The organism is Pseudomonas sp. NFACC46-3 (assembly GCF_900114515.1).
Taxonomy (GTDB): Bacteria; Pseudomonadota; Gammaproteobacteria; order Pseudomonadales; family Pseudomonadaceae; genus Aquipseudomonas; species Aquipseudomonas fluorescens_Q.
In genome coordinates this window covers 25,134-37,399 of the sequence record NZ_FOTH01000034.1, presented here as the reverse complement: position 1 = coordinate 37,399, position 12,266 = coordinate 25,134, and the positions used below count along the sequence as shown (strand labels likewise).

The 12,266-nt window shown below is 63.4% G+C and carries 12 protein-coding genes; 7 read left to right on the top strand and 5 right to left on the bottom strand.

From position 1 onward, the window contains the following. Nucleotides 1-114: 114 nt before the first annotated feature. From BM300_RS25200 to BM300_RS25185, 4 genes are read left to right on the top strand one after another with little or no spacing between them, the layout of a single operon-like run. Nucleotides 115-420: a MazG-like family protein gene (locus BM300_RS25200; protein WP_003186192.1), complete on the top strand. Its 306-nt coding sequence runs from the start codon at nucleotides 115-117 to the stop codon at nucleotides 418-420. Beyond that, a complete protein-coding gene (locus tag BM300_RS25195; RefSeq protein WP_063323105.1) occupies nucleotides 417-1,166 on the top strand; it encodes a methyltransferase in 750 nt (249 codons plus the stop codon). Before BM300_RS25200 ends, BM300_RS25195 begins: the two co-directional genes overlap by 4 nt. Before the next feature lie 12 nt (nucleotides 1,167-1,178). Further along, on the top strand, nucleotides 1,179-1,796 hold the full coding sequence (locus tag BM300_RS25190) for a DUF4136 domain-containing protein (protein WP_092464291.1): 618 nt from the start codon (nucleotides 1,179-1,181) through the stop codon (nucleotides 1,794-1,796). 20 nt (nucleotides 1,797-1,816) lie between these two features. Next, entirely contained in the window at nucleotides 1,817-2,371 is a 555-nt protein-coding gene (locus BM300_RS25185) for a DUF4136 domain-containing protein (RefSeq protein ID WP_092147088.1), read from the top strand. A 73-nt stretch (nucleotides 2,372-2,444) separates the two neighbouring features. Here BM300_RS25185 and BM300_RS25180 read toward each other — a convergent pair whose 3' ends face one another. Further along, the gene (locus tag BM300_RS25180) at nucleotides 2,445-3,299 is read right to left on the bottom strand and encodes a MaoC family dehydratase (protein WP_092347213.1); all 855 of its coding nucleotides are present in this window, start codon (nucleotides 3,297-3,299) and stop codon (nucleotides 2,445-2,447) included. Between the two features lie 2 nt (nucleotides 3,300-3,301). Next, nucleotides 3,302-4,654 carry a 3-oxoacyl-ACP reductase gene (locus tag BM300_RS25175; protein WP_092464288.1) on the bottom strand — a complete coding sequence of 451 codons (1,353 nt, stop codon included), beginning with the start codon at nucleotides 4,652-4,654 and terminating at the stop codon, nucleotides 3,302-3,304. 195 nt (nucleotides 4,655-4,849) lie between these two features. Here BM300_RS25175 and BM300_RS25170 point away from each other — a divergent pair, with 195 nt between their 5' ends. Then, on the top strand, nucleotides 4,850-6,127 hold the full coding sequence (locus tag BM300_RS25170) for an acetyl-CoA C-acetyltransferase (RefSeq protein ID WP_092464286.1): 1,278 nt from the start codon (nucleotides 4,850-4,852) through the stop codon (nucleotides 6,125-6,127). On the opposite strand, the gene BM300_RS25165 is transcribed toward BM300_RS25170, so the two are convergent. Beyond that, entirely contained in the window at nucleotides 6,114-7,142 is a 1,029-nt protein-coding gene (locus BM300_RS25165) for a bile acid:sodium symporter family protein (protein WP_092347207.1), read from the bottom strand. The genes BM300_RS25170 and BM300_RS25165 overlap by 14 nt on opposite strands. A 79-nt stretch (nucleotides 7,143-7,221) precedes the next feature. Between BM300_RS25165 and BM300_RS25160 the strand changes: the two genes are divergently transcribed. After that, on the top strand, nucleotides 7,222-8,013 hold the full coding sequence (locus BM300_RS25160; RefSeq protein ID WP_092464284.1) for an AraC family transcriptional regulator: 792 nt from the start codon (nucleotides 7,222-7,224) through the stop codon (nucleotides 8,011-8,013). Between the two features lie 239 nt (nucleotides 8,014-8,252). Next, nucleotides 8,253-9,146, top strand: coding sequence for a PA4780 family RIO1-like protein kinase (locus BM300_RS25155; RefSeq protein ID WP_079301706.1), 894 nt, complete (start codon nucleotides 8,253-8,255; stop codon nucleotides 9,144-9,146). A 291-nt stretch (nucleotides 9,147-9,437) separates the two neighbouring features. Here the strand turns inward: BM300_RS25155 and cueR are convergent, their stop codons facing one another. Together cueR and BM300_RS25145 are read right to left on the bottom strand one after the other, a co-directional pair. After that, nucleotides 9,438-9,851, bottom strand: coding sequence for a Cu(I)-responsive transcriptional regulator (gene cueR, locus BM300_RS25150; protein WP_092464282.1), 414 nt, complete (start codon nucleotides 9,849-9,851; stop codon nucleotides 9,438-9,440). Continuing rightward, nucleotides 9,848-12,241, bottom strand: a complete 2,394-nt coding sequence (locus BM300_RS25145) for a heavy metal translocating P-type ATPase (RefSeq protein WP_092464280.1) — start codon at nucleotides 12,239-12,241, stop codon at nucleotides 9,848-9,850. The genes cueR and BM300_RS25145 overlap by 4 nt, the downstream gene beginning before the upstream one ends. Between the last annotated feature and the right edge of the window lie 25 nt (nucleotides 12,242-12,266).

Genomic DNA, 12,266 nt, shown 5'->3' with positions numbered 1-12,266 from the left:
GTAGGAGCTGTAGCGGCCGAGTTGGTTCGATTATGGGGCAAACTGTCGCTTCGTACCGAGACTCTTGCCTTCCCAGGTCATCCCCCTGAAGCTATGCGCATTCAGGAGAACCCGATGAACCTTGTTGAACTGACCGAACGCCTGCATGCCATTCGTGACCGTAACGACTGGCGGCAATTCCACAGCCCGAAAAACCTCGCCATGGCCGCCAGTGTGGAAATGGCCGAACTGGTGGAGATTTTCCAGTGGCTGACCGAGGACCAGTCGCGCCAGTTGCCGGCGGACAAACTGGCCCACGCCGGGCAGGAGGTCGGTGACATCGTGTTGTACCTGTTGCTGCTTTGCAGCGAACTGGGCCTGGACATGGACGCCGTGGTGCGCAGCAAACTGGCTGACAGCGAACGGCGGTTCGGCCAATGAGCGACCGTCATTTCGATCAGCTCGCCACGCGTTTTGCCGAAAAAATCTACGGTGGGGCCAAGGGCGCGATCCGCCTGGCGGTGCTTCAGGCCGATCTGCTGGAAGCCTTGCCACAGCGTCCATTGCGCGTGCTGGACATCGGCGCCGGCCTGGGCCACATGTCGTTGTGGCTGGCCGAACGCGGTCACCAGGTGACCCTGGCCGAGCCGGCCGAGCCCATGCTCGAAGGCGCCCGCCAGCGCTTTGCCGAGGCGGGCCAGAGCGCCACGTTCATCCAGGCGCCGTGGCAGGACCTGCTCGGCCAGCTCACTGAACCTTACGACCTGGTGTTGTGTCACGCGGTGCTGGAATGGCTGGCCGAACCTCACGCGATCCTGCCAGTGCTGCATCAACTCACGGTCCCTGGCGGCTGGCTGTCCCTGGCATTCTACAACCGCGACGCGCTGGTCTATCGCAACCTGCTCAAGGGGCATTTTCGCAAGTTGCGCAAAAATGACATGGCCGGCGAAAAACAGAGCCTGACGCCGCAACAACCTCTTGATCCACGAGAGTTGGCGGCGCAACTTGAAGGCCTGTGGCAGGTCGAAAACCAGAGTGGTGTGCGGGTTTTCCATGACTATATGCCGGTAGAGTTCCAGGGCCGCGTGGAGCTTGCGCAGTTGCTGGAAATGGAACTGGCCCACCGTCGCCATCCGGCGTTTGCCGGGTTGGGACGTTATCTGCACTGGATCTGCCGTCCAGTGTGACCGGAGAGCGAAATGAAAGGTCGTTCAGGGTTGTTGATGCTGTGCCTGGGACTGGCGGCCTGCCAGGGCAGCAACCCCTATGTCGCCACGTCCAATCCACTGCCGCCGGCACCGGCCGAGGCCGCCACGGTGTTCGACCGCAGCGCTTACCCTGCGCCGCCCCGTGACTATGGGCGCTATCGCAGTTGGGCCTGGCGTGACGGGCGCCTGCCGTCGGGTTCCGCCTGGGCGGATTCGGCCCAAGTGGCCGAAGCGGTGAGCAATGCCCTGGACCAGCGTGGCCTGCGCCCGCTGCATGACAACCGGCCCGCCGACCTGTTCGTCAGCGCCGACCTGCGTCTGGAAACCCGCGTGCGCCAGGTCCGCGACGACTATGATGCCGGTTACTACGGCGGCTATAACCGTTATGACCGCTATGGCCCGGGTTATGGGATGTACCATCCGGTGCCGATGGTGCGCACGTATCAGGAGCAGGTCGTGGTGGTGCGGGTGGATCTGTTCGATGCCCGCACGGGGCAACCGGTATGGAGCGCCAGCGCCGAGAGCGGCCAGCGGGGCAGTCAAAGCGAGCGCACCGATGCCATTCGTGCTGCAGTGGAAAAAGCCATGTCGGCGTATCCTCCAAGTTGATTACGCAACGGAGTAAAACCATGTTTCGCCGTCTTGCTCTACTGGCCTTCACCCTATTGTTGGGCGCTTGTGCCTCTAATCAGGTCAACCATGATTTCGACACCAGCCGCGATTTCGCGGCGTATCGCAGTTGGAGCTGGAAAGACCCGGCGCTGCAATATCGCCCCGATGACCCTCGCATCAAGAGCGACCTGACCGAACAGCGGATCCGCCAGGCGGTTGCCGATCAACTCGACCAGCGCGGCTTGCGTCCGGCGGCTGGCGGGCATGGCGATGTGCTGGTCCAGGCCTATTTGATCGTCGAGGACCGCCAGCAGCAGGTCACCACCCACTACGGCGGCGGCTGGGGCGGCCCTTGGAATGGCTATTGGGGCGGGCCGATGTACAACGAAACCCGCAACATCAGCTACAAGGTCGCCACCGTGCAGATCGACCTGCTCGATGGCAAGGACGGCAAGCTGGTGTGGCGTGGCAGTGACGAACAACTGCTCAGCAACTCCCCCAACCCGGCTGACCGCAACACCGCCGTGCGCGAGACGGTTGGGCGGATCCTGTCTAACTACCCGCCGCGCTGAGCACGGCGAATTCAAAATGGGGGGAGGCTGAGCCACTGCCATCGCGAGCAAGCTCGCTCCAACATTGGGGGGCTCAGGTCACCGGCCGCCACTCTCCCACCATATGCTCCAGCGCCCCGGTCCCCACCAGTTGCAGTTGTCCACTGGATCCCGCCGCGCTGGACAGCAGGGTCACTTCGCTGGGCAGGCGTACCGGTTTCTTGAAGGTCACCTCGATCTCGATGTTGGCCTCGGGCAGGTGGTCATCCAGCGCCGCGAGGGTCCTGGCCTTGTTCCACAAGCCGTGGGCGATGGCGGTGGGGAAGCCGAACAGCCTGGCGCTGATACCGCTCAGGTGAATCGGGTTGTAGTCGCCAGACACTTTGGCATATTGCCGCCCGATGTCTGCCGGTGCGGTCCAGTGCGCGACTTCAATCAAGGGCAGGCTGGCCTGCGGTGAGTCCTCCACAAGTGCCCCGTCGAGCTGGACGCCTTTGCAAAGCATCTGGCTCTGGGCCTCCCATAGCGGCCCCAACTGGTCATCGAGGCGGGTCACCAGGTCGAATACCGCGCCCTTGGGGTGGGCTTGAAGATTCTCGACATTGACGCTGGCACGCACTTGGCCAACCCCGCCCATGGGCCGCAATAGACGAATGCGGTTGCTCAAGTGGATCAGCCCCAGCAGTGGAAATGGAAAATTCCGCGCGGTGAGCAATTGCATTTGCAGGGCAAACGCCAAGACGTGGGGATAGGTCGGCGGCAGCAGTCCGTTATCGACGAACCCGCAGACTTTGCGATAGGCCGCCAGGCGTTGCGGGTCGACCTGAAGCATTTGACGCAGCCCTTCCTCGGGCAGGGTCGTTCCGGTGACCTTGCGCCGTGTCGCCGCTTTCGAATAAAGCCCGGACATGGAGGGCGGGCTGCTGACTTCATGCCATTGGATCGTCATGGTCACGCTCCCAGAAGGCTTTGCCCGCATACCCGCAGGGCCTGGCCGGTCACGGCACCCGTGCCCGGTTGCGCCAGCCATGCAACGGCTTCGGCGACATCCTGGGGCAGGCCGCCCTGGCCCAGGGAACTCATGCGCCGCCCGGCTTCGCGTAGCGCGAAGGGAACCTCGGCGGTCATGCGCGTTTCAATGAAACCCGGCGCCACGGCGTTGATGCTGATGCCCCGTGGTTGCAACAACGGTGCCCAGGCCTGGGCCAAGCCGATCAGCCCGGCCTTGCTCGCCGCATAGTTGGTCTGCCCACGGTTGCCGGCAATGCCGCTGATGGAGGCCAGCAGCACGACGCGGCCATTGTCGTGCAGGGTGCCGCTGTCGAGCAGGGCCTTGGTCAATACTTGCGGGGCATTGAGGTTCACGGCCAGCACCGCGTCCCAGAATTCCGGGGTCATGTTGGCGAGGGTCTTGTCCCGGGTGATGCCGGCGTTGTGCACCAGGATATCGACGCCGTCGGGCAGGTGCTCGATCAGCTGTGCCGCGGCATCTTGGGCGCAGATGTCCAGCGTGACGCTGCGCCCGCTCAAGCGAGCCGCCAGGGCGTCGAGGTCGGTCTTGGCCTGCGGCACGTCCAGCAGGATCACGTCGGCGCCATCACGGGCCAGGGTTTCGGCGATGGAAGCGCCGATCCCGCGGGCTGCACCGGTGACCAGTGCCTTGAGCCCAGTCAGTGGTCGGGTCCAGTCCTGGACCTGGGTGTCACAGGCGTTGAGGCGAATGACCTGCCCGGAGATGAAGGCGCTCTTGGGCGACAGGAAAAACCGCAGTGCGCCTTCCAGCTGGGCTTCGGCGCCGTCGCCGACGTACAGCAGTTGCAGCGTCCCACCGTGGCGCAGCTCTTTGGCCAGGGAACGGCTGAAACCCTCCAACGCCCGCTGGGCACTGGCGGCGAATGGGTCGGCAAGACTTTCCGGCGCGCGACCGAGGATGACGACATGGGCGCTGTGGTCGAGGTTTTTCATCAGCGGCTGGAAGAATTCCCGCAACTGCTTGAGCTGGTCGACCTGCAGCAAATGGCTGGCGTCGTACACCACCGCCCTGATTTTCGGGCCATGGCCGGGGATCCACTCGGTGGCCAGGGTCGGCTCGCCGCCGTAGATGAAGATGGTGTCGGTCAGGCGCTTGGCAAACGTGCCGATCTGTTCGGTCAACGGTCCGCCGCCCAGTAGCAATGCGCCTTCGATCGGCCGCAGGCGCCCGGCCTGCCAGCGTTCCAGGCGCACCGGCGATGGCAGGCCGAGGGACCCGACCATGCGCCGGCCAATGGGCGAATTGGCGAAGTCGATATAACGGTCAGACATGGAACACACTCCGGCTGATGAGGTTCCAAGTGTGGACCATGATTGGCAATCAGTCGTTCGATTGGCGAGATAAAGCCTAAGCTTGAGCGGGAGCGCTTTTTTCCAGGGCACCGAATTCCTGTGGGAGCAAAGTTTGCTCCCACAGGGTTCGGTTGAGTCTTCATAGGGCACTAGACCTACACAGGGGAGTTCTTCATGACACAACTACGCCGCGTCGCGATCATCGGTGGTAACCGCATTCCGTTCGCCCGCTCCAACGGGGCCTATGCCACCGCCAGCAACCAGGCGATGTTGACGGCTGCCCTCGAGGGGCTGATCGAACGCTACAACCTGCATGGCTTGCACATCGGCGAAGTGGCTGCCGGTGCGGTGCTCAAGCACTCCCGGGATATGAACATGACCCGCGAATGCGTGCTCGGCTCGCGGCTGTCACCGATGACGCCGGCCTATGACGTACAGCAGGCCTGTGGCACCGGGCTGGAAACGGTGCTGCTGGTGGCCAACAAGATCGCCCTGGGGCAGATCGACAGCGGTATTGCCGGCGGCGTCGACACCACCTCGGATGCGCCGATCGCGGTCAATGAAGGCCTGCGCAGGATCCTGCTGCAAGCCAATCGCGCCAAGACCACCGCCGACAAGATCAAGACCTTCCTGCAGCTGCGTCCCAAGCACCTCGTCCCCGACCTGCCGCGCATCAACGAACCGCGCACCGGCCTGAACATGGGGGAGCATTGCGAATTGATGGCCCAGACCTGGCAGATCCCCCGGGAGGCGCAAGACCAGTTGGCCCTGGAAAGCCATCAGAAAATGGCCGCGTCCTATGCCGAAGGTTGGCAGAACGACTTGATGACACCGTTTCTTGGCCTGACCCGGGACAACAACCTGCGCCCGGACCTGACCCCGGAAAAACTCGCCTCCCTCAAGCCGGCCTTCGAAAAAAGCGCGAAGGGCACGATGACTGCGGGTAATTCCACGCCACTGACCGATGGCGCTTCGTTGGTGCTGCTGGGCAGCGAAGAGTGGGCCAAGGCCCGAGGCCTGCCGATCCTGGCGTACCTGCGCGACGGCGAAACGGCGGCGGTGGATTTCGTCAATGGCGCCGAAGGACTGTTGATGGCCCCGGTCTACGCCGTGCCGCGGTTGCTGGCGCGCAACGGCTTGACCTTGCAGGACTTTGACTACTACGAGATCCATGAAGCGTTCGCCGCCCAAGTGTTATGCACGCTGAAGGCCTGGGAAGACCCGGACTACTGCAAGACGCGCCTGGGCCTCGACGCGCCACTCGGGTCCATCGACCGCAGCCGGTTGAACGTCAAGGGCAGTTCCCTGGCCGCCGGGCACCCGTTTGCCGCCACGGGCGGGCGCATTGTCGCCAACCTCGCCAAGTTGCTTGATGCCGCCGGGCGAGGTCGCGGCTTGATCTCCATCTGCGCCGCCGCAGGCCAGGGGGTGACGGCGATTATCGAGCGTTGAGGACGGCGCCGTCCTGGCGGGACGCCAGTTCCCGGTGATGGCTGGCGTAGCGTTCGGCGAGGATCGAGCAGACGATCAACTGCAGCGGGTGATAGATCATGATCGGCAGCAGGATCAGCCCCAGGCCGGGATGGTTGCCGAAAATCAACGCCGCCATGGGCACTCCGGCGGCGAGGGATTTCTTGCTGGCACAGAACACCGCGGCAACCTCATCGGCGCTGCTGAAGTGCAGGGCGCGGGCGGTGCGGGTGGTCGCCCACAAGATGATCGCCAACAGTACGGCACTGCCAAGCACTGCGCTCAAGAGCACACCGTGGCCTTGCTGTTGCCAGATGCCGGATACCATCGAGTTGCAGAACGCCGCGTAGACCAGCAGCAGGATCACCAGCTTGTCGATGATGCTGGTGTAGCGTTTATACCGACCGAAAAAGCCGGCCAGCCAACGCCGCAGGAACTGCCCCAGCACCAGTGGCAGCAGCAACATCAGGCACAGGTCGAGCAAGGTTGACCCCAGGTCGATACCTCCGGCGCCGCTGCCGACCACGAAACTGACCAGCAGCGGTGTCAGGAAAATCCCCAGTACGCTGGACAGGCTCGCGTTGAGAATCGCCGCCGGCACGTTACCTTTTGCACTGCCAGTCAGGGCCACCGAGGAAGAAATCGTCGAGGGCAGGGCGCACAGGTAGAAGAACCCCAGCATCAACAGCGCAGGCACATGGCTGCCGACTAGCCAGTGGCTGATCAGCCAGATCAATGGAAACACGCCAAAGGTGAAACCCTGCACCATCACATGCAGGCGGATGTTCTTCAAACCGTGGCGGATCTGTTCGCCGGACAGGTTGACCCCGTGCAGGAAGAACACCACGAAGATGCCGATGTTGACCACCCATTCGGCATGCATGGCACCGCCCGTGGCGCCAAAGGTGGGAAAGAAGTACGCCAGCAGCGTGGCGAGCACCATGCCGCACAGGAACCAGTCGGTCACCATGCGTTTGAGGTGTCTGAGGATATGCATAGGGCACCGCAAGTTGTAAGAAAAGTCGACTTAGCCTAACGTCGTCCTCACTAGTCGTCTTGCGACATAAGGCCAATCAATGCCGCCTAACGGACACCGACAGCTCGAACGCCACATCCCCGACCTGGTGCAATTGCCCAGGCCGCTGTACGCCCGCGTCGAAAGCTTGAGCGCCGGCTCCTGGACGCAAGCCCATCGTCATGACTGGGTGCAGTTTTCCTACGCCATCAGCGGCGTTCTCGGCGTACACACCGCCGCGGGTAGCTTCTTTGCCCCGCCACAACGGGGCATCTGGATCCCGGCCGACCTGGAACATCAGGTGGTGACTTCCACTCGAGCGGAAATGCGCAGCTTGTATGTTCATCGTCACGCCTGCCCCTGGGCCGATGAACGTTGTCGGGTGCTGGAAGTCACGCCACTGGCCCGTGAGTTGATCAAGGTGTTCTGTCAGCTTCCGGTCGATTACCCGCAAGGCGATACCCAGGAACAACGGTTGGTGCAGGTGTTGCTGGACCAGCTGGCGGCCCTGCCGGAAGTGGGATTCTCCCTGCCGCTGCCGCGACATGCCCGTCTGCTGGGGCTGTGTAACGAGTTGATCGAACAGCCTGAGCAGAACGTCACCTTGCACGCCTGGGCTGAGCGTCTGGGTACGTCGGAAAAAACCCTGATGCGCCTGTTTCAGCGCGAGACCGGCCTGAGCTTTCGCGCCTGGCGCCAGCGCATGCGCCTGTTGTCGTCCCTGGGGTCGCTGGAGCAGGGCGACAGCGTCACCAGCGCTGCGTTGTCCTGTGGCTATGATTCAACGTCCGCGTTCATTGCCGCGTTCAAGGGGATGTTCGGCTTTACGCCGGGGGAACTGTTCAAGCATTGAGTCGTCGCATCGCTTACAACCGACGGTAGGCACGGCTGTCAGCTCTTGTCGCAAATGCCTTCGCATTCAGTTGCCAACGCCAAGTCCGGTCTCGGCTATGATTCGGCTCGGTCGATTAATCAGGCACATTGTGTGCATCGCAAGTTCATAGGTCGGCAACCCCTCCCCGTGGAGGAAGGATTGCCGTATAACGACTGTCATTCGCGTGTTTGGTAATAAAGGACCCACAATAAAAGCTGATGAAGACTCCAAAACGCATTGAACCCCTGATCGAGGACGGTCTGGTCGACGAGGTGCTGCGCCCACTCATGAGTGGTAAAGAAGCAGCTGTTTATGTGGTGCGCTGCGGCAACGAGCTACGTTGCGCGAAGGTCTACAAGGAGGCGAACAAGCGAAGTTTTCGTCAGGCGGCCGAATATCAGGAGGGCCGCAAGGTCCGCAACAGCCGTCAGGCCCGGGCCATGGCCAAGGGCTCGAAGTTCGGGCGCAAGGAAACCGAGGACGCCTGGCAGAATGCCGAAGTGGCGGCACTGTTCCGCTTGGCCAGCGCGGGTGTGCGCGTGCCCAAGCCGTACGACTTCCTTGAAGGCGTGCTGCTGATGGAACTGGTGGCCGACGAGTACGGCGATGCAGCGCCGCGTCTGAACGACGTGGTGCTGGAGCCGGACCAGGCCCGTGAATATCACGCCTATCTGATTTCCCAGATTGTGCTGATGCTGTGTACCGGTCTGGTGCACGGCGACCTGTCGGAGTTCAACGTCCTGCTCACGCCGACCGGGCCGGTGATCATCGACCTGCCTCAGGCCGTGGATGCGGCGGGTAACAACCATGCTTTCAGCATGTTGGAGCGGGACGTGGGCAACATGGCGTCCTACTTCGGCCGGTTCGCTCCGGAGCTCAAGCGCACCAAGTACGCCAAGGAAATGTGGGCGCTGTATGAAGCCGGCACCTTGCATCCGGCCAGTGTGTTAACCGGCGAGTTCGACGAGCCGGAAGAGCTGGCGGATGTCGGCGGGATCATGCGCGAGATCGAGGCCGCGCGCCTGGACGAGGAACGTCGCCAGGCCGTCCGCGCCGCCGATGATGCCCCACCGGGCAAAGCTGAAGAGCCGCCTCCGCCTTGGATGCAATGATCGGTTGACCAGAAACCCGGCCAAGGCCGTAATGCTGTTCACTTGAGGCCATCGACAAACCCGTGGCGAGGGAGCTTGCTCCCGCTGGGCCGCGAAGCAGCCCCCTAAACCTGCCAAATGCGCAGCGTCAGACACACCGCTCCCGTCGGTTTACGACTGCTTCGCAGCCGAGCGGGAGCAAGCTCCCTCGCCACAGGTTCCTCATTTTCTTGAATGAATAGCATTAGGCCAAGGCCGGGTTTTTTGTAGGCACTGCAAAATCCTAGACCCACCGCGCTCCCACTGGGAATGTCAGAGGGGGGCGTTTTCCTGGCAGCACCCCGACGCCAGTTCCTTGAGGATCGGGCAATCCGGACGGTGGTCGCCGTGACAGTGTTCCACCAGGTCCTGGAGGGTGTCGCGCAGTTCGGCCAGTTCGCGGATTTTCTGGTTCAGCTCGTCGATGTGTTGCCGGGCCAGGGCCTTGACGTCGGCGCTGGCGCGTTGGCGGTCTTGCCAGAGGGTCAGCAATTTGCCGACCTCTTCCAGGGAAAACCCCAAGTCGCGGGAGCGCTTGATGAACGCCAGGGTGTGCAGGTCATCGGCGCCGTAGATCCGGTAGCCGTTGTCGGTGCGATGGGCGGTTTTGAGCAGGCCGATGGACTCGTAGTAACGGATCATCTTCGCGCTCAGGCCACTCTGGCGGGCCGCTTGGCCGATGTTCATCGCTTGTCCTCCAACTGCTTGGGTGTCCAGAACTTCAACAGTAACGCATTGCTGACCACGCTGACGCTCGACAACGCCATGGCCGCGCCGGCCAGCACCGGGTTGAGAAAACCGAACGCCGCCAGGGGGATGCCGATCAAGTTATAGACGAACGCCCAGAACAGGTTCTGGCGGATCTTGGCGTAGGTCTTGCGGCTGATATCCAGCGCCGCCGGCACCAGTCGCGGATCGCCGCGCATGAGGGTGATGCCCGCGGCATGCATCGCCACGTCGGTGCCGCCGCCCATGGCAATGCCGATATCGGCGGCGGCCAGGGCCGGGGCGTCGTTGATGCCGTCGCCGACCATCGCCACTACCGAGTGTGTTTTCAACTGCTGGACGATGGCGGACTTATCCGCCGGCAGCACTTCGGCATGGACCTGGGTGATCCCCAGCGCCTCGGCCACCACCCGGGCGCTACCCCGGTTATCGCCCGTGAGCAAGTGACTGGCGATGTGGCGCTCATTGAGGGCCTGTACGGCAGCGAGGGCGCCGGGCTTGAGGGTATCACCGAAGGCGAACAGGCCCAGCACCCGAGGCGTCGCGCCTTGTTCGATCAGCCAGGACAACGTGCGGCCTTCGGTCTCCCAGGCCTGTGCCGACTCGGCCAGCGAGCCGGGGGCCAGGCCCAGTTCGTCCAGCAGGCGTCGATTGCCCAGGGCCAGGCGGCGTCCGTCGAGGCTGCCGGCGATACCGCGTCCAGCCAGGGACTGGCTGTCGCTGACATCCGGCGCATCCAGGCCGCGCTCGGCGCAGGCATCCAGTACGGCTTTGGCGAGCGGGTGTTCGCTGCCGCGTTGCAGGGCGCCGGCCATTTTCAGCAGCGCGTCTTCATCACCTTCCAGGGCCGTCAAGTGGGCGATGCGCGGTGTGCCGGAGGTCAGGGTGCCGGTCTTGTCGAACACCACGGTGTTGACTTCATGGGCACGCTCCAGCGCCTCGGCGTCCTTGATCAGAATCCCGTGACGCGCGGCCACGCCGGTGCCGGCCATGATCGCCGTGGGCGTTGCCAGGCCCAAGGCGCAGGGGCAGGCGATCACTAGCACGGCGACGGCGTTGATCAGCGCGGTTTCCAGTGGCGCACCGTACAGCCACCAACCGATGAGCGTCGCCAGGGCCAGCGCCAGCACCACCGGTACGAACACCTGGCTGACTTTATCCACCAGTTTCTGGATCGGGGCCTTGGCGGCCTGGGCGTCTTCTACCAGGCGGATGATGCGCGCCAGGACGGTTTCGGTACCCAGGGCCAGCGTGCGTACCAGCAGCCGACCTTCGCCGTTGATGGCGCCGCCGGTGACTTTGTCGCCGGGCTGCTTGGGCACCGGCAGGCTTTCACCGCTGATCAGCGCTTCGTCGGCGTGGCTCTGGCCTTCCAGTACTTCGCCGTCCACCGGGAAGCGTTCGCCGGGCTTGACCAGCACCAGGTCATTCAAGCGCAGGGCACTGATGGCAACATCCCGCTCCTGGCCATCGATCACCTGGATCGCCCGTTCCGGACGCAAGGCTTCGAGGGCGCGGATGGCGCTGGCGGTTTGTCGCTTGGCGCGGCTTTCCAGATATTTGCCGAGCAGTACCAGGGCAATCACTACGGCCGAGGCTTCGAAGTACAGGTGCGGCATGCCGCCAGGGCGGGCGATCACCCATTCATAAAGGCTCAAGCCGTAGCCGGCGCTGGTGCCCAGGGCCACCAGCAGGTCCATGTTCCCGGCACCGGCACGCACGGCCTTGAAGGCGGCGACATAGAAACGCGCACCGAAGATGAATTGCACCGGCGTCGCCAGGGCGAACTGCACCCAGGCCGGGAGCATCCAATGCACGCCGAACGGCTGCAGCAGCATCGGCAGTACCAGCGGCACGGACAGCGCAATCGCCAGCGCCAATATCAGGCGCTCACGGTTCAGACGGTTGGCCTGCGTGTCGGCGGGCTGTTCGGCCTGCCAGACAGTGGCGTCATAGCCGGCGCGCTTGATCGCATCGATCAGGTCTTGTGGATCCACCTGGCCGAGCAGTTCGAGGTGGGCCCGCTCATTGGCCAGGTTGACGCTGACCTTGTTCACACCGTCGACCTTGCCCAAGGCGCGTTCGACCCGGCCGACACAGGAAGCGCAGGTCATGCCTTCGATGTTCAGTTCCAGGGTGTGCACCGGAACGCTATAGCCTGCCTGTTCGACGGCCTGCTTCAAGGCCGGCAGGCTACCTTCGGGGGCCTGGACACGCGCCAGTTCCGTCGCCAGGTTGACGCTGACGGCGCTGGCACCGGTGACTTTGCTCAAGGCCCGCTCGACCCGTCCGGCGCAGCTGGCGCAGGTCATGCCGGCAATGGGTAGATCGAATGTGGTGGATTCGGACATCGGTCACGCTCCCTGTAGTGAATGA